19 protein-coding genes and 2 other annotated features are annotated in these 16,098 nt (G+C 36.5%); of the genes, 4 read left to right on the forward strand and 15 right to left on the reverse strand.

The genetic code is table 11. The features are described 5' to 3' along the window. Nucleotides 1–218 precede the first annotated feature (218 nt). Nucleotides 219–779, reverse strand: coding sequence for an isochorismatase family protein (locus tag MLE13_RS14635; RefSeq protein ID WP_240750416.1), 561 nt, complete (start codon nt 777–779; stop codon nt 219–221). 579 nt (nt 780–1,358) lie between these two features. On the opposite strand from MLE13_RS14635, the gene MLE13_RS14640 reads away from it, so the two are divergent. Beyond that, entirely contained in the window at nt 1,359–1,676 is a 318-nt protein-coding gene (locus MLE13_RS14640) for a TIGR04104 family putative zinc finger protein (protein ID WP_240750417.1), read from the forward strand. 257 nt (nt 1,677–1,933) lie between these two features. Beyond that, the gene (locus tag MLE13_RS14645; protein WP_240750418.1) at nt 1,934–2,362 is read left to right on the forward strand and encodes a DUF4181 domain-containing protein; all 429 of its coding nucleotides are present in this window, start codon (nt 1,934–1,936) and stop codon (nt 2,360–2,362) included. Nucleotides 2,363–2,527: 165 nt separating this feature from the next. On the opposite strand, the gene MLE13_RS14650 is transcribed toward MLE13_RS14645, so the two are convergent. The 4 genes from MLE13_RS14650 to MLE13_RS14665 form a co-directional block, all read right to left on the reverse strand. Then, entirely contained in the window at nt 2,528–2,683 is a 156-nt protein-coding gene (locus MLE13_RS14650; protein ID WP_346429176.1) for a DUF3953 domain-containing protein, read from the reverse strand. Between the two features lie 214 nt (nt 2,684–2,897). Next, complete coding sequence (locus MLE13_RS14655) at nt 2,898–3,200, reverse strand: hypothetical protein (RefSeq protein ID WP_240750419.1); 303 nt, start codon at nt 3,198–3,200, stop codon at nt 2,898–2,900. 466 nt (nt 3,201–3,666) lie between these two features. Further along, the gene (locus tag MLE13_RS14660; RefSeq protein WP_240750420.1) at nt 3,667–3,891 is read right to left on the reverse strand and encodes a hypothetical protein; all 225 of its coding nucleotides are present in this window, start codon (nt 3,889–3,891) and stop codon (nt 3,667–3,669) included. A gap of 273 nt (nt 3,892–4,164) precedes the next feature. Next, nucleotides 4,165–4,914 carry a class I SAM-dependent methyltransferase gene (locus MLE13_RS14665; RefSeq protein WP_240750421.1) on the reverse strand — a complete coding sequence of 250 codons (750 nt, stop codon included), beginning with the start codon at nt 4,912–4,914 and terminating at the stop codon, nt 4,165–4,167. A gap of 306 nt (nt 4,915–5,220) precedes the next feature. Here MLE13_RS14665 and MLE13_RS14670 point away from each other — a divergent pair, with 306 nt between their 5' ends. Then, complete coding sequence (locus MLE13_RS14670) at nt 5,221–5,367, forward strand: IS3 family transposase (protein ID WP_346429177.1); 147 nt, start codon at nt 5,221–5,223, stop codon at nt 5,365–5,367. 51 nt (nt 5,368–5,418) lie between these two features. On the opposite strand, the gene MLE13_RS14675 is transcribed toward MLE13_RS14670, so the two are convergent. The 7 genes from MLE13_RS14675 to MLE13_RS14705 all read right to left on the reverse strand — a co-directional run bounded on the left by MLE13_RS14675 (nt 5,419) and on the right by MLE13_RS14705 (nt 12,507). Continuing rightward, entirely contained in the window at nt 5,419–5,895 is a 477-nt protein-coding gene (locus MLE13_RS14675; protein WP_240750422.1) for a GNAT family N-acetyltransferase, read from the reverse strand. A 141-nt stretch (nt 5,896–6,036) separates the two neighbouring features. Next, nucleotides 6,037–6,312 (reverse strand): CD3324 family protein, encoded by a 276-nt coding sequence (locus MLE13_RS14680; RefSeq protein ID WP_240750423.1) that lies wholly within the window; start codon nt 6,310–6,312, stop codon nt 6,037–6,039. Between the two features lie 301 nt (nt 6,313–6,613). Then, complete coding sequence (locus MLE13_RS14685; RefSeq protein ID WP_240750424.1) at nt 6,614–7,648, reverse strand: S66 family peptidase; 1,035 nt, start codon at nt 7,646–7,648, stop codon at nt 6,614–6,616. Between the two features lie 29 nt (nt 7,649–7,677). Continuing rightward, nucleotides 7,678–8,079 (reverse strand): group-specific protein, encoded by a 402-nt coding sequence (locus tag MLE13_RS14690; protein ID WP_240750425.1) that lies wholly within the window; start codon nt 8,077–8,079, stop codon nt 7,678–7,680. A 75-nt stretch (nt 8,080–8,154) separates the two neighbouring features. Next, nucleotides 8,155–8,724: a GNAT family N-acetyltransferase gene (locus MLE13_RS14695; RefSeq protein WP_240750426.1), complete on the reverse strand. Its 570-nt coding sequence runs from the start codon at nt 8,722–8,724 to the stop codon at nt 8,155–8,157. Nucleotides 8,725–8,808: 84 nt separating this feature from the next. Beyond that, nucleotides 8,809–9,062: a binding site (T-box leader), on the reverse strand. Nucleotides 9,063–9,265: 203 nt separating this feature from the next. Next, nucleotides 9,266–11,752: an FtsX-like permease family protein gene (locus tag MLE13_RS14700; protein WP_240750427.1), complete on the reverse strand. Its 2,487-nt coding sequence runs from the start codon at nt 11,750–11,752 to the stop codon at nt 9,266–9,268. Beyond that, nucleotides 11,749–12,507, reverse strand: coding sequence for an ABC transporter ATP-binding protein (locus tag MLE13_RS14705; RefSeq protein ID WP_240750428.1), 759 nt, complete (start codon nt 12,505–12,507; stop codon nt 11,749–11,751). The genes MLE13_RS14700 and MLE13_RS14705 overlap by 4 nt, the downstream gene beginning before the upstream one ends. Nucleotides 12,508–13,117: 610 nt before the next feature. Between MLE13_RS14705 and MLE13_RS14710 the strand changes: the two genes are divergently transcribed. Continuing rightward, a complete protein-coding gene (locus tag MLE13_RS14710) occupies nt 13,118–13,333 on the forward strand; it encodes a hypothetical protein (protein WP_240750429.1) in 216 nt (71 codons plus the stop codon). 319 nt (nt 13,334–13,652) lie between these two features. Here MLE13_RS14710 and MLE13_RS14715 read toward each other — a convergent pair whose 3' ends face one another. The 3 genes from MLE13_RS14715 to MLE13_RS14725 all read right to left on the reverse strand — a co-directional run. Further along, complete coding sequence (locus MLE13_RS14715; protein ID WP_240750431.1) at nt 13,653–14,468, reverse strand: protein phosphatase 2C domain-containing protein; 816 nt, start codon at nt 14,466–14,468, stop codon at nt 13,653–13,655. After that, the gene (locus tag MLE13_RS14720) at nt 14,461–14,919 is read right to left on the reverse strand and encodes an HIT family protein (protein WP_240750432.1); all 459 of its coding nucleotides are present in this window, start codon (nt 14,917–14,919) and stop codon (nt 14,461–14,463) included. Before MLE13_RS14720 ends, MLE13_RS14715 begins: the two co-directional genes overlap by 8 nt. A gap of 53 nt (nt 14,920–14,972) precedes the next feature. Continuing rightward, nucleotides 14,973–15,191 (reverse strand) — a binding site (T-box leader). Nucleotides 15,192–15,329: 138 nt separating this feature from the next. Continuing rightward, nucleotides 15,330–16,098 (reverse strand): hypothetical protein (locus tag MLE13_RS14725; protein WP_240750433.1); only part of this gene is annotated, 769 nt, incomplete at its 5' end.

The raw sequence follows: 16,098 nt of genomic DNA on the forward strand, positions 1-16,098 counted from the left end.
AGAAGGGCAAACGCTTTGTACCAAGCGTTTGCTCTTTCTCTTGTTTTCACTTTTTTTTTTGCTAATTCTTCTTCCTTTATATGAAGCTTCCGATAACTTATGATATGTTAACTTACTTAATCATTGGAAATCGAGTCTCGTTAAACTTCTCTTTAAATCAAATACAAGAATAAGACGCCAATTCTCTATTTCAACTGGAGTCTTATTCTTATGAGTTATTATTCTCTGTACGAATCATGATTAGGAGCAAATATGTCTTCTTCAACGTCTCTAACAACCGAAAAATGATCCACATTGTAATGACCATGAAGCGTTTCATTATGATGTTTTATGATTTGCTCTGCATTCAAAGACTCACTGTCTTTAGTCGAATGTCCGTTACCCACCAACGTGACATCTAGACCACTAATAGTAGCTGTTCTAACTGCACTGTCTATGCAATGCTGGGTCGCACATCCCATGATAACCACATGTTCAGTTCCTTCAATTTTCAAGTGATCTAGAAGTCCGGTGCCATGAAAGGAATTTGTTGCAGCTTTATCAAAAATATTTACATCTGCAGGCACATAAATATCTTTGTGAACTTGAAAGCCGTCACCTTTTCCTCCAGCTACATCTAAATCTCTAACAAAAACAATTGGAATATTGGATGTTAATGCCTTTTCAACTGCTGAATTGATATTACTGACAAGCTGTTCTTTGTTAAAGACAGCTGCTTCCTCCTGATTTCCTTCAATTAGTTCTTGTTGTGCATCAATAACTAGTAATAGTTGCTTCAAATAAATTCCCCTCTCAATTTTTGGGGAAACTATAACTAACTAGACTTACTCCCCTTTATGGTTGTGTTTGTGTTTGTTAAACGAAAATTCAATTTGCTAATCATAATAACAACCTCCTTTGTATGAAAAAAGCTTTGGGTGTATGTCGAATTTTCCGACAACTTAATTATAACATATGCCAAAATGGTAGATTTTTTATTAGTTATTTACCTAATCAATAAAATCGCTCGGTAAAATTCACCTATACGAAGGAAAAAAGAATATGCTTAGGATCAGCATCTTCTAAAGTTTGCTTTTATAGACTTCCGATAAGCTGCGATATGTAACCCTACATCTATTGAGATTCAAGTTTTAAAAACTTACAAAACAACATTCTGAATGTATCCTTTTTTCTAATGAAATTAGTTCGGAATAATTTTCTGGTGAAGCCAGTAGAATAAAGGTTTTGAAAGTAATTTAATTAAGATTAAGTTACTTTCAAAAATTCCGTTATTTGGGAAATGATATTACGTATGTTATTGTGAATTTGAATCTACGTTGTAAAACTATTACAAATTTCCTCTCAAAGGAGTTTTGAAAATGCCAACTTGCGATAATTGTCATAACAAGTGGAACTGGAAGCAGACGATTAAAAGAACAACGACATTAGATCCAGCAATAATATGTCCTTATTGTGGGGAAAAACAATATCAAACGAAAAAGTCCAGAACTAAAACCGGTTTTTTAATTATTATTATCTTGTTTCCACTTCTTCTCCAAATTTTCTTTGATATATCAGAAGTTATCTTATTGAGCTTATTTCCTATTTTAGCCGTGATTGTGATGTGTTTATATCCGTTTTTCATTGAACTAAGTAGCAGAGAAGAACACATAAACTTTTTTGAAGATAAACGGTAAAAGAATGAATAAAGAAACGTCTGTGTTTTTCGATTTTACTCTGATTCCACCAATGGACCACTCAATAAATTTACGGGTCTTATTAAAAGCCTTTCCAGATGGAGGGCTTTCTTGAATGTAACTTAATTGCTATTAAGTTACATTCAAATTCAATAAAACACTTTCTTTGAATTCCTCTTTTTTGAAAAAATGAATCTTTATTGGAAGTTTATCAGTATAGTAACGATAGCTAATTTAACATCGAGGGAGAGGATTTTATGTATGGAGTTGAAGCATCGTTCTGGTTAAAGTTGCTTCTCTTAGCCTCCGTTTACTTTGTATTAATAACTTCATTTAACGCCATTATGCGCCGGTGGTTAGGAGTCGAGAAACGAAAAGCTTTCTCTCATAACCATATAAATGATAAGCACAGAAAAATCGATTGGACTATTCGAATTATTTTTATTGTTGTAATGGTAACAGGAGGCTTTGTTAACGCAGCCATGATTCCTCGAGAACCTTATCAATTTTTAAAACCCTGGTTTTTATTAGTTGTACTCGTATTTCTCAGTGAAATCATAAGGGCAGTCATGGAAAAAAGATATGCGAAGAATCCAAATGCCTATATTTTTACTATTTGTCAATCAGCTTTCATATTGGCACTGGTTATTTTATTATTTGCGACTGATTTTTGGGGTATTGTCTAGCCCAGCAATCAAACTCTTTAACAAAATTCCTTATTTTCAATTACATAACTACAGCGAAAAGCCTTTCTTACAGAAGGCTTTTCGTATGAGTTCTAACTAAACCTGTTACTAGAATGTGAATGTAACTTACTTGGTAATAAGTTACATTCACATCTAGGAAAATCTTTAAGCATTTACTATGAATCCTTGTGCTGAAACAAAGAAAATAAACAAGGATATAACGACAAGCATGTACCCCCAAAACTCTTTTCGATCCCTCTGGATTCTTTCAAAACCTGCTACCAACGTCAAAACACCTAGAATCAGCATGAGATATGGCATTAATGTAAAGTCCTGACTCCATAGAACATAGGCTGCAAATCCAACTCCGACTACTTGTAGAATGATCCGAATAATTTTAAGAATAGTACCTCTCCTCTAACTAATATTTTTCAACTAAATCAAAGTTTCGAATGTAACATAATTCACATTAAGTTACATTCATTCATAAAGAAAAAGACCAACTTTTAAGACGATCTTTGTAGAGTCTATTCAATTAAGTTACTGAGATAGCTTTTTTCCGCTTACCACATCTCTCGCATTTGTAAATAAACATTGCTGGAATCTCACTGTCTCGACCAATCCGTTCATACTTATGCAAGCCAACTCTACACAAGAGGCTCTGTTCTTTGTTAGTAGCCAACTGTGAGATAAGTGAGATAACCAAAAATATAAAACCGGCGATGATTAAAATAGAGGGTGCATTATACAAATAAAATGTTTCCTCAATTTTAAAAATAAGAAGAATAGCTCCAACCAGAATGGCTGTTAAGGCAATGGTTTTCAATTTGGCAAACAAAAAATTCCTCCCTGTCTATTATTTAACGAACGGTTTCTCGCTCATTAGATAATTCCATCAAAAAAAGGCTGAAGAGTATGAATACGAGCACAATCGGCAGAGCTATTAGTAAAGAAGTTTCCATGTCTCAATCGATGAGGGTAAATGGCATAGCTGGTAGTATTACCGTAACTATACCGATAATGCCAGTCTTGGTTTTTGAGCTTTTAAAAACGTATTGTTTTTTCGCAATGAGGGCGTTTTTATTCAGTACTTCCATCAAATTTAAAAGCTACTTTTAAGGTGTCTTTAAACCCCCATTGATGGCCACAGTTTTGGCAGACGAGTATTTTCTTCCATCCTAATTTTTTCAAGTTGTTTTTAAACTTATTCCCTAAAATCCCAATTTAAATCTATTATTTAAAACTGAAGTGAATGTAACTTAACTGCACTTAAGTTACATTCAGATTCGCTAATAATCAAAGGTTTATGATCCCCCTGTTTCAGAAGAATTCGAGGAGAATTTTTCATGCCTTTTTAAAATAATTCCACACGCTAATACTGTTACTAAAAACGAACCTACGTACAGATAAGAAGAAGGTGCATAACCGAAAGCAACTTCGCTTTGCAGATTTTCTACGTTTGTCCAAACAGCTTCCCAATCTGGTTTATAGTTCAGCGTTTTTACATACCCTACTGCAAAAGTAGTCACGAAATAAATGCCGTGGATAGCAGTTGCTCCTAATAAAGATTTCGAAAAGATTTTCGTCCTAATTACCTCCTCTTCTTCTAGATTTTAGTATATCAATAAATTCAAGATTCGTATCTGAAATATAGATTCTGTTTTAACTAAGCATAGTGAATCCACTGTCATTTATAATTCGTATATTCTTCTGGTTTAAACCGTTCGTAAAAGCACATTTTATTTAAAAAGAAACCATCTTAGAAAAGATGGTTTCGACTGCTTTAAATTTATAGTGTGACCTTACTTTTGAGCTGCAATCAAAAATCGTTTTGAATTGGTGCAAATTCCTTTGTCAGTCTGGCTGCTTTTGATAAAGGCATTCAAACGAGAAAAGTCCTCGGGCTCCCTCCCAAAATTGGGAATAATGGGCGTGTGCTGTAACAAGAAGATCAAATCCTCAGGTCTTTGATAGTACTCTTTGATATTGTATTCATAGACTTGTACATTTGAAAATCCTGCTTCCTTTAGTTCCTGTACATAGTTTTCTCTTAATGTGCCGTCAACTTCGCCAAAGGATTGTCCTCTTTCGAATGCATTTTTGATATTTAATTTATCAGCTTCACTCACTTGCTGGGTTAAAAATAGGCCACCCGTCTTCAGCGCATCAGCCACTTCACTTGCAACGAATGGCGCATGGCGACTCGAAACCATGTCAAAGAATCCTGAAGGGAATTGTAAACTCTCCGAAGACATCTGAAAAAAACGCACATTTGGGATATTAGACATCTCTATATTTTCTTTAGCCGTTTTAATCATCCCATGTGATAAATCAATTCCAACAATCAGCAGAAACGAGGAGGAAACAGTCAAGACATTTTCTCCCCCACCTGTCCCAATATCCAAGAGGACAGTCGTTTTTCTAGATCGTTTTTTTACTTCATCGTAAAAGTCCCATTTTGGTTCATCCACTACAACTTGTAATTGACTAAAATCCCATCCATTTAAATTTCCAACATTCTCATAAAATTTTCTGTATTCGATCTCATTCATTGTAGTTCCACCTTTCAAATGTTTAAATGCTTATCGATTTCGTTCCAAGTCTAGCTTCTCTGCTGAAAATAGGCACACTACCCCCTTTACAGCTGGTACGCGTTTTTTCCAGCCCGAGAACTAATTACTTCGAACAATCGGATAAGACATTCCATTCACCTCATTTGAAATAATAAAATAAGTATATTCTAAATATAGTAAATTGTATATTTTTTTCCTAGTTATGTTAGCGTCAAAAGCGTTCGTAAAAGTACACTTACATGAACGAAAAAAGAAGAGACATTCTATGAAGTCACTTCCCTAACAATAAACCCTCATATGTTAAACAATCACCGTTTAAAACAACAGATCGAACAATACATAACCTACTTCTACAACAAACGCATTAAACAAAAATTGACCGGCATGAGTCAGGTGCAATACCGGACATATCCCAGCCAATTAGCTGCATAAATAAAGCTCTAGCTTTAAGAGCTCACTATCCGTTACTTGAGGACAGAAACATCAATCCATTTGCTTCCCCATTATTAAGAATCTATACTTTTCCCCTCTTATTTCATTTTCAAATTCTTCTTTTATGAGAAAACCTAATTTTTCATAAACACGGATTGCCCGCATATTAAATTCAACAACCATCAGCTCTAAGTAGTTGTAATGAAAACGCTCTTTTCCTTGCTCTATAATTGCTTTAAAGAATTCCGTGCCATAACCTTCGCCTGTCAATGATGGCTTCATTTGAACACTTACCGCTAAAATTTCTTCTTCATCTTCTTCATTTACATAGAAAAATTCACAGTTGCCAACAATTTCATCAACTTCATTAATTACTGTAAATGCATAGTCAGAATTAGTCGCTTTTTCGATAGCTTCAATCTTTTCTTTTTGAATATCGTTATCATAAAATGAATATATACCTTCATACTTCCAGCCTAAAAATTCCTTTATGTCTACTTCTATTCTCGACCTTAAATAAAAATCCATTCTTGCTTCCCCCTATTGAAACTGATTTGTATACTTTAACTTTAATCTAATATTCTTTTTATACCTATCTAAAAATCAATTATGAATTTTACTTGAGCAAAAAAGAGAAGGATATTAAATGTGAATTTGATATCCTTCTTCTTAGTCCATATTTTTTTCCTTATTAACAATTCTTTGAATGCTTTTAACAGATAAGAAATATGCTGTTGATAAATCTGCATAAGTTTGCCCTTTTTGATACTCATTATAGATTTCTCTATCTCTATTTATTAGTCTACTTTTAGTTTCGTTTTTTTCTCCCCACGACTTTTCTTTACCTTCTATTCTTGGAATATAGAGGTATTCTCCATCCGCGTATTTCTGTATTAATTTTAGAACTTCCTTAGGTAATATACTTTTTGCATTAATATAATTCATGTCCTTGCCCCTTCAAAATTTTAATATAAGGTATAAGCAAAGACTCCTATTTATAATAATTCGGAAGCTAATACTTTTCAATCAAATAGCAGTCTCTGCTATTTGATTGAAAAAATTTTTAAAGACGGATACTTCCCCATTACATAACCTCCTCATCATTATATTTACAACCCATTGTAAACTAAAAAGTATTTAGCTCCATGATTGAACTGCGCCCCATTGAATGGACAGTTTACAAAAAAGGTACCCTGCAGCTGCCGATAATCCAGCAATATGTAAACACAATTATTTCAAGAAATAGCTATATATAAACCATCTGGATAGTTCCTTTTGAGTTGTTGTAAGTTACCTTCCCAAAAGCTCCATTCACTATAATGTTTTGCGGCGGTGCATGGCCAATATCCACATCATATAGGACAGGGATATGTTGATCCGCAAATATGTCATTCAGCGCATCAATTAGTTGAAAATCTTGATTGGCCGAGTAACGAGAAGATCTTCCGATTAAGATGCCATTTGTATGCTTGAACCAACCGGCTTGTTTCATTTGCCATAAACTCCGGTAGATATTAATCGCATCCAAGCCCACGCTTTCTAAATACCACACAACCCCTTCTTCAGAAGCATACTTCGAAACATAGTCGTCCACTTGATCAAAAGGAGTACCGATAAGTGTACGCAGCGTACTGACACAGCCTCCAAATAACCTTCCTGAAAACTCTACTTGCGAATCTCCACTCAAAGTTTTCCATTCTGTTTTCGAATCAAAATAAAAGCCAGTCGCCGGATTTTTATACACCTTTTCCCAACTGGACTGATAGTGATCAGAAGAGTATTGCGTTACTTCTCCATTTTCCGGACAACTTAGCACATCTGTCCATCTTGAGGTTAGTGAATCCCATTGGGGTGCCGATAATTCTACAAAGTTCGTTCCGTGAGCAGAAGCGTTGCCGGTTATCGTTGAATAGGCAAAAAGGAAAGTACTTATATCTGAGTAGCCTAGTATCCACTTCGGTGGAACAGCTTTCAGCTTCTCCCAGTCCATTAACGGGAGGATCTCCATGGCGAAACTGCCTCCCCAAGGCGGAATAATGGCTCTGATATTTTCATCTAACAAAAAAGACATTAATTCTTCTGCTCGTTTTTCTTTTGGTGCACTTCTTCCTTTTTGTTGCGTCCAAGCCGTTTCACCCATTACTACTTTGTATCCCTGTGCTTCTACATTTTCTTTTGCTTTAGACAACAGAATATGCAGAGACTCTTCTGCACCACTGGAAGGAGCTGTTACACCGATTGCATCTCCTCTTGTTAATGGTTTAGGATAAGTCACTTTCATACCAAACACCCCTTTAAAAATGGCTATTTTTAAGTCAATGTAGCACTAAATTGCGAACAAATTAAACCAATTAAGTCGTCTAACGATCCGATGACCTTTTCAACTTCTGGAAGATGGTAAAATGTACTCGTTAACGATACATCATTGATTTCATCATTTGGAGAATAGAGAAACACTTTTTTATCGCCAGCTAAGGCTAGGCCCAGCTCAATGTGACTTCCTTTTCCACCCGGCAACAGAATGACTACAAAATCTGAATCCATAACAGCATTCTTCTCTTTCACGCCTATCTTTTCTAACTCACTTAACGTGGACGCGCGATTGTTCTTCGTCCAATCATAAGTATGGAAAAATCCGACATCGATTAATTTTTGATTCACATATCTAACCTGTTCCTTATTGATAAAACTTGAAGCAACGTAAAATTTCATGTGAAATCTCCTTTTTCCGTTAACTTAATGGTGTGTAAATCAATTCAATAAAAATGAGCTATAAAAATTGCATTATTAATTCTTTTGCGTAACCGCGTATATACAGGTATCCGTCAGAGTTTTTCCGTCTGCTGATAAATCTTCATTTACAAGAATTCCCTCTAAGTTGAACCCCAGTTTTTCGGGTATTGCTCGACTTGGGAGATTGGTGGATTCACATCTAATTTCAAGTCGATGAAACTCGAGTTCATGAGTACCATATTCCATTAATGCTTTTACTGCTTCGGTTATATATCCATTGCCACTAAACTTCGTATTGATCCAGTAGCCAATCTCACATTTTTGAACTTCCCAGTCCACGCTCTGCAAGCTTGCTGTTCCAATGAACTCTTTAGAATCCTTATGAAAAATCAAGAATCGGAAATTCTCTCTTTCGAGAAATTTTATATGCGCTTCACGAAGACTGATCTCGGTCTCTTCTGAGGTAGGAACTTCTTGTGCGAAAGGCAACCACTGCCTTAGTTCTGTAATAGAATCTTTGACTGCTCTATTTACTGCGTCTCCATCTCCCGAATAATAAGGAGCTCTCAGTAGCAATCGTTCTGTTTGTAATTCAGATGGCACGTTTAATAATATAGAATTCATATTTATTCTCCTCATTTCTGATTTTAATTGTTAACGAACCTTTACTAGAACAAAATAAAAAACCTCCACCCCAAAGAACTTAATCTTAAGGACGAAAGTTATCATTTCGTGGTACCACCTTAGTTTATTGGTGCATCGCTGCTGCCAATCTCATCGGGTACAATCATACCCTATCCGTATAACGGTGGAATCCGTCTTGCTATCCCTAATCCAAAAGATTAGCTTGGCAAGAAGCTCAGAGACTTTATTTCCCTAAGTTGATCATTACTCCTTTTCAGCAAACCGGAGCTCTCTTTAAATCATCGATCCTTAGGTACTTCTCTCTTCAACGCTTTTTATAATTCCCATAATATTATCACAACTGTAACAAATTAGTAAATACCCATCTTAATAAGCTTTCATAGTAATTAACCCTATATTAAAATTCTTCTTTGAAGTGCACTTTCCCAGGTATAAAGAAAAAGAAGAAACCCATGTTTGAGCTGGTTCTCTTCCGATAAGGTGTCATATGTAAACCTATTTATCAGCACTTGAATTCCCTTTACTTATTGTCACTTAGGATTTCCATACTTATTTTTTTATTTCCCATAACCCATCCTACGGGTATAAAGATAAGCAAGCTAACAACCCACATACTCACTGCTACTCCCAATATCAATGGAAAGTCGAAGGCGACTCTACCCGAATCAATCAGTGACACGATAAGAGAAAACACCAATCCGCATAACGCGCCGAAAACAAGGCCAATCAACAGATAAAAAGAGATCTGTGTGACAATAATTTTCACGATTCCCATTGGCCTGACTCCGATTGTTCGGAGTACCGCAAACTCTTTTCGTTTAGCCAGTATGTTGTTCAGAAGGGTATTCAGGACACCTGCCATGACAGAAACAACCAGTATAATCAGAACCAAAATGAAGATGGCCCAGCGCTGCAAAAACATGTCTGAAGCTTCTTTCAGTGCAACAGCATGCGTATTGACTATGAGTTCTGGATACATACTGGTTAGGGTTTCAAGAGAACTCATCGCCAGGGATTCATCAACTGCATTTACATATGCTTTATTAAAGTTAGTAGAAGAAGTATTTAACGCCTTCGCCTGCCAATCAAAAAGAACTTCTCCATTGCCAACTGCGTCAGAAACTGCACTTACAACCATTGTCGTCACATATTCTGCACGTTGCTTTTCATCTGAGTAGATCCCAATTTCTAAGGAATCACCGACTTTTACATCATGTTGTTTAGCAAAGACAGGAGATACAATCGCTGCGGTTGCTAAATCCTCTTTTCCGACTTCCGATATGACTTTCATACTCTCAAGCGCTTTTAAGTCTCCCAGCGTATAGTCGAAAGACCTCGTCCCATCTTCAACAAACAACTCTCCCCCACCAAAAGTGCTAACAGAAGCGACTTGCGCGCTTTGGACTTGGTTACGTACTTCTTCGCTCAATTGTATCGGATCGATTTCAGATTGCTGAATTCGACTTGTAATGACTACAGGAGTAGGAAACTGTTCATTGATATAATCTGTGTTATTCTGCTTAATCGTACTCAGCATAACTGAACCAAAAACAGCGATAATCATGACAACGCTAATCGAGAGGATCACGAAGCTATTCTTTTTGACTTGCGGCTTTAAATTCTGAAGCGCAATTGACACATTGCGGGAGAAGAATTTCCAAGACGCTGGTATTAGTACATTTAATAGACTGGTAAGCAACATCGGCAATGCTAAGAAAAGACCCGTTAACAACAAAAAACCACTCAATAAAATCAGTATAGCGCTCGCGCTTTCATCTACGGCGAGTATAACGCCAAACAGCAGCGATACAAGGGATGAAATCCCTAGGATTTTGATTACTGCCTTTTGCATTCCACTGTTTTTAAAATCGAGCTCTTCATTTTCCTGAAGAATCGTTAAGGGCAAGATTTTTGATGATTTGAGTACTGGGAGATAGAGGAACAGTTGAATCACTAGACTCGCTACAACGAGCACGGGAATTGCTACTTCCCATGCAAATGACATTCGAGTTAAGGAAACCGAAAACCATCGCCCAAAACTTGGCTGCAGGAATTGGTCCGCTGTATAAGCAATCGCCAACCCGAGCAAAGCGCCTGCAATGGTAATCATCGTGCTTTGGATTCGGGTGATCTTAGCTAGTTGCGCTGTTTTCGCTCCAAGTGCCCGCATAATTGCAAACTGATTTTTATTCTTATAGATGAATAAGTCGAAATTGGAAATGACCATGATGGCCGTGACAATCAAAATAAGGAAGGAAAGAACAACAGTAAATAACGTCAGGGAGTTCACGTTATTTTTTGCTGCTTGATCCTCTTCAATAATGTCCACTCGCAAATCCGGCTGAATCTTTTTGAATTCATTCGCCATGGCGATCAAGTCGGTTTCTTCTGCAGTTTTCACCATTAAAGCAGTTGTTTCATTGTTAAGATGAGACAGTTCCTTATTGTGAAACAACTTCGCTCTCTCTAATGCGAAAATCACCATGTCAGGAGCAATTCCTGTTCCTTGAGCGTTCTTTAAAATTTCAGCAATTTCAAATGAATCGTCTTCAATTTCGATTTGATCGCCGATTGAAAGCTTGAGCGACGCAGCTAAATTTTCTGTAATGACGACTGTGTCTTCCGTTAAATCTACACTTGTTTTATACCTACTTTTTGCAATAGGATCGTTTTCGATTCCCAGTGTGTAAACTTCTCCACCTAGCGGCGCTACATACGTTTGGGTAACCAGTGCTTGCGACACATTAATTGTCGAAGGATGGTCCGATATCAATTCCAATAACTTCTGTTCATCTTCCACCGGATTGTCATCGCTATAGACAAGAGCTAGGTCCATATCGCCATACATCTTTCGCAGATCCTCTTGAAGGGTTTGTTTGGCATTGACGGCAAATAGAGTCATCGTTATTACAAGAGACACAGCGATGGCAATACTCATAACCGAGGTAAAGATCAAAAATTTGTTTTCTCTAAATAAACGGAATGCTAACTGATTGAGTGACTTCATACGGCAGAACCTTTTAAAATATCCTGAGAGATTTTCATAATGTGTTCAAGATCCTGTTTGCCGGAACATTCGTATTCGTTGATGATGGCACCGTCATGGAAAAATAGGACTCGATCTGCATAAGTTGCGACTTTCGGGTCATGCGTCACCACAAGTATGGTTTGGTTCAGTTCTTCCTTCATAGAAGTCAATACCTCTAATATTTCTTCAGATGTATTGGCATCTAAATTCCCCGTCAATTCGTCTGCCAACAATATCGGTGGTTCACCAATGAGTGCCCGACCAATGGCGATTCGTTGTTGCTGCCCACCCGATAATTGGACCGGACGATGTGCTTTCCACTGAGTTAACCCCATCCGTTCAATCATACGAGTTGTTTTTCGATCAATGGTTTCTTTTGATTCGTCTTTCAAGAGCAACGGCAGCGAAATATTTTCTTCCACCGTTAAGTCTTTCAGCAAGTTATAGGCTTGGAAGATAAATCCGATGTTCTCACGGCGATAATCCGTCGCTTTCGGTTCTGTAAAGAATCCTTCCGAATCTACTCCATTCAATCGTATTGTGCCGCTGGTCGGTTCATCTAATGCGCCGATTACATTAAGCAACGTGCTTTTTCCGGAGCCACTCGTCCCCATAATTGCGACAAATTCCCCTGCATATAACTTGAACGATATACCTTTTAATGCCTCAACTTCGAACCCTTTACCTATGTATTTCTTTGCTAGATTATTAACTTCCAAAGTTACTTCTCTCATTAATGTCAGTAGCCTCACTTGCTATAGGTAATTTTTTCATTCTTCTCGACTTTAGGTATGTATAAATCAAACACGAAATTAGTTCAGATGTTAAAGGTAAGACTGTTACTATATTTAGAACAAGTTCCATATAAATACAATAACACAATCGAATAAAATTTCTGTTTTTATCCTGATTTTTTAAATAGAGGTTATTGTGACCTTCAATTTGTTACTTATTTAAATCTTTACTAAAACAGGACAGGATAACAGAAAAAAGGAAAGGAACTTTATATTCAGCTCCTTTCCTCCCGATAACTGATGATATGTAAACCAAATCTCACTTATATCACAAGTAGAAACTTCAATTGAAACTTACTTATCTTTTGTAATGTTAAATTTAGGACTGGATCAAAATTCTTTACAATTATATATATCCTACAATCAATTTCCAAAAATATCCTTTTAAAGATTGAAAAAAATTATTGATTTGTTATAATAAGATTAAATAATTTTCTGAATAGTTTTAAAATTATTGAATCTTTTTGTTTTAAAACTAGTTCAACTTAAGAATTCATAACTAGTAAATCTTGAGATAACTGCCATTTGTATGATAAGGAGGGGTATTGGTATGGAGAGAATAGAAAATTCACAATGGAAACTTAGTTTGGCTGGCTTTACTGCGTTTTTTTTAGCTACTATTTTCTACTTAATAACTGGTCTTAATACAGTTGGAATACTTAGCTTTTTAACATCCGCAATAGTGTTATTCATTATTAATGCTGTTTATGTTCTTTACACAAAAAAGAAATCGGAGAACACCAAAAATCAGCAGATTAACCACTAGATGTCTGCTATTTCTATCATTTGAAATCATCCGTAGTCCCATGCAACATTGTTACTACTTGTAATGGAATTGGTTTTTTCATTCTCTTCATTTCTCTTTTAAATTAACTTTATGAATTAATAAATCAGGAGCTTAACGCTTCTGGTTTTATTATTAATTAAATTAGTTTTTTTCACTTTTAGTCGCAGTAGTTGGTTTGTTCATTCATATAAGATATGGTGTGATACCTTAAATTTAGAGTTCCAGTGATGCAGCTTCCGATAAGCTGCGATATGTAAACTAATAACAAACATGAATTAAGTAAGTTTACTTTGCTATATCACGCATTGCTTGGGCGAGTTGAATCAACGTCTATGTCTATGAACCAAGATAAGATTGTCGTACTATCACGGACATTCTTTTCTTTGATTTCTTCTAGCAAGGCTTGTACTCCTTGTTCATTCGAAAGGATTTCAAATGGTTTGCCGACCTCAATCGGATTCGAGAAGTTGGTATTTGGACATTCAACAAGCCCATCAGTAGTCAACAATATGTGATTCTTCCCTTTCCTTAATTCTTTGGTTCCGACGCTGTAACAGGGAACCGCTAGGTCAAATGTATTCACTTGTCCAATCCATTCATAAAAGCTGCGGTGATTTTGTTGGGTTTCATTCAACGCTTTTAGTTCTGGATGGAACAGATAAAGAAGACAATCTCCGATAGATAACCACCAGAGAAACTTCCCTTTCCGGACCACACATAAAACCGCTGTTTCCCCGTGTATTTTCCCACACGCTTTTTTGAAATGGGGACTGTCAAATGTAGTTAACAGCGTCTCTGCTGTTTGTTCAAATGCTTGTTTGATCGGCAACGTCAAATTGTTCTGGATAGCATCTTTTAATGAGTTTATCTCTGATATTACGAGTTCTGCACTTTCAGCAGTTTGATGGGCATCTAAAAGAACAACAAATTCCCAGTCTTCTTTTTCATTGGTCCAAACCAGACATCCATCTTCGTTCTTATATTGACCCGCAGTTGAATTACCTCCGAACCGCCCTACTGTTACATTCTGTATTTGGCCGACATCAATCTCATCAACATAATTAGATTGGCTTCCCACCCAGCTGAATTCGTTCTTATGAAGGACATTACTCATATGAATTAACCTCCATGAAAGCTTTGATTCTGTTGCAAAGTTCAATCACTTCTCCACTGTCTCCCATCCGGGCATTCGGTGAGTCGTATACATCTAATGGTCCCCAAAATTCTTCGGGTGTACCTGGATAACGTGCAACCAAATGCATATGAAGGTGTGGGACCGAATTGCCGGATACCAGCGCATAGACATGCTCGGCTTGTTCCAATTCCATCAACGCCTTGCTAATTCTGGCCATCATCACCCCAAATGCCTTCGCTTCCGCTGGGTTCATTTCTGCAAGCGTAGCCACATGCCGTTTCAAATCGATCATGATATGCCCCAAGTAATTGTCCTTTTTTGCTTTATCGATATGCCCAACGTATAAATAATCATCTTCGAAAATTTTTACTCCGACAGTTTGGATCTCCTCATTGTGCTTTTGACAAATAAAACAATCTTTTTCTGTCATCCCATTTCTCCCCTTTATCATAGTTTTAGAAAACAAAAAAACCCATCACCTCATAAAGAGGCGATAGGTTTTCCTAGCGCGGTACCACTCTTCTCAGCCTGCCGTATTTTCGCAGACCTTCTTAAAAACTTATCACGGGAGTCAGCCGTTCAGACTTACTTATCAGCCTGACCACTCACAGGCGAGTTGGGAAATTTTATTGGCTGCATTTCAGCGACTAGCAGCTCTCTTAGCAATAAAAGTTTCTTAGTACTCCTGTTCCATGTGTTTATCGTATTGGAATTATTTTACTTATCATACTAAACTCAAAATAGACTGTCAATAGCCTCTTTAGAGAAGTCTTTTATCGAAGAACTGCTGATCCATTATGATTTATAAAATTAATATTCCCTTAGTAAAGGCCTTACATATTATAGAGACTCAATCCATTGTATTGCGCTCTCATAATCATTAATTATTCCTTCCACTTCATTAGACGGTGGGGTTAAAGCGGTATGAGCAATTTTGTGCCTAAATGTTTTTCTGTGCGTGTTAATAACATTCCATAGAGTCGAATTATCCATCACAAAAGAAGAAAAAGTCTTTTCCTTTAGTTGATAATCACATCTTCGATAAAAGTTTGTTTCTGTTCCTGACAAATAGGCATCAATTATTGCTTCGCTGTCGCCATTCGCTTTCATTTTATCTGTTATTTTTTCCGCAACTGCTATTTCTAAAGCAGCATTTGCTTCAATGACAGCTGATCGATACTCTCCTCTTTCTAATAAGTTTCTAGCCGTAATAATTAATTCCTTTGAAGGGTTAACCGTGTAATAAGAGATCAATCGATTTTTCAGTTCTTGTAACTCAGCTAGTAAAATTTCAGGCATCCATTGACTATGGGTAATGATAGAAGAAACTTTACCAGCATGTTTAATTTGTTCGTATAAATTGTCATCTACAAAAGTTTCCACAAATGTTCCTTTTAGAGTGTGAATCGTTAAAGGTTCGACAAAGAAATCGTTTCTAATATGTCTATATTGATTAATAAAAACATTTAAAGCTTGATGATAAAGAGGAATAATGCTTGTTAATTCAAAGAGCGCCCTTTTAGTAATAACTTCTTCTCTCATCATATTTATCTCTTCTTCAGTGTATTTTTTATACATTTCTTGTGTCTCATCGTCCAACTCTTCACCA

The sequence above is a fragment of the Planococcus halocryophilus genome (assembly GCF_022489025.1).
In the GTDB taxonomy this organism is placed as follows: domain Bacteria; phylum Bacillota; class Bacilli; order Bacillales_A; family Planococcaceae; genus Planococcus; species Planococcus halocryophilus_A.

What these genes read in the sequence shown, in the direction of transcription:
- MLE13_RS14690 (WP_240750425.1), bottom strand. Translation starts at nt 8,079, where the DNA reads ATGAAATTTTACGTTGCTTCAAGTTTTATCAATAAGGAACAGGTTAGA.
- MLE13_RS14710 (WP_240750429.1), top strand. Translation starts at nt 13,118, where the DNA reads ATGGAGAGAATAGAAAATTCACAATGGAAACTTAGTTTGGCTGGCTTT.
- MLE13_RS14700 (WP_240750427.1), bottom strand. Translation starts at nt 11,752, where the DNA reads ATGAAGTCACTCAATCAGTTAGCATTCCGTTTATTTAGAGAAAACAAA.
- MLE13_RS14695 (WP_240750426.1), bottom strand. Translation starts at nt 8,724, where the DNA reads ATGAATTCTATATTATTAAACGTGCCATCTGAATTACAAACAGAACGA.
- MLE13_RS14645 (WP_240750418.1), top strand. Translation starts at nt 1,934, where the DNA reads ATGTATGGAGTTGAAGCATCGTTCTGGTTAAAGTTGCTTCTCTTAGCC.
- MLE13_RS14705 (WP_240750428.1), bottom strand. Translation starts at nt 12,507, where the DNA reads ATGAGAGAAGTAACTTTGGAAGTTAATAATCTAGCAAAGAAATACATA.
- MLE13_RS14665 (WP_240750421.1), bottom strand. Translation starts at nt 4,914, where the DNA reads ATGAATGAGATCGAATACAGAAAATTTTATGAGAATGTTGGAAATTTA.
- MLE13_RS14650 (WP_346429176.1), bottom strand. Translation starts at nt 2,683, where the DNA reads ATGCCATATCTCATGCTGATTCTAGGTGTTTTGACGTTGGTAGCAGGT.
- MLE13_RS14685 (WP_240750424.1), bottom strand. Translation starts at nt 7,648, where the DNA reads ATGAAAGTGACTTATCCTAAACCATTAACAAGAGGAGATGCAATCGGT.
- MLE13_RS14675 (WP_240750422.1), bottom strand. Translation starts at nt 5,895, where the DNA reads ATGGATTTTTATTTAAGGTCGAGAATAGAAGTAGACATAAAGGAATTT.
- MLE13_RS14640 (WP_240750417.1), top strand. Translation starts at nt 1,359, where the DNA reads ATGCCAACTTGCGATAATTGTCATAACAAGTGGAACTGGAAGCAGACG.
- MLE13_RS14720 (WP_240750432.1), bottom strand. Translation starts at nt 14,919, where the DNA reads ATGACAGAAAAAGATTGTTTTATTTGTCAAAAGCACAATGAGGAGATC.
- MLE13_RS14715 (WP_240750431.1), bottom strand. Translation starts at nt 14,468, where the DNA reads ATGAGTAATGTCCTTCATAAGAACGAATTCAGCTGGGTGGGAAGCCAA.
- MLE13_RS14680 (WP_240750423.1), bottom strand. Translation starts at nt 6,312, where the DNA reads ATGAATTATATTAATGCAAAAAGTATATTACCTAAGGAAGTTCTAAAA.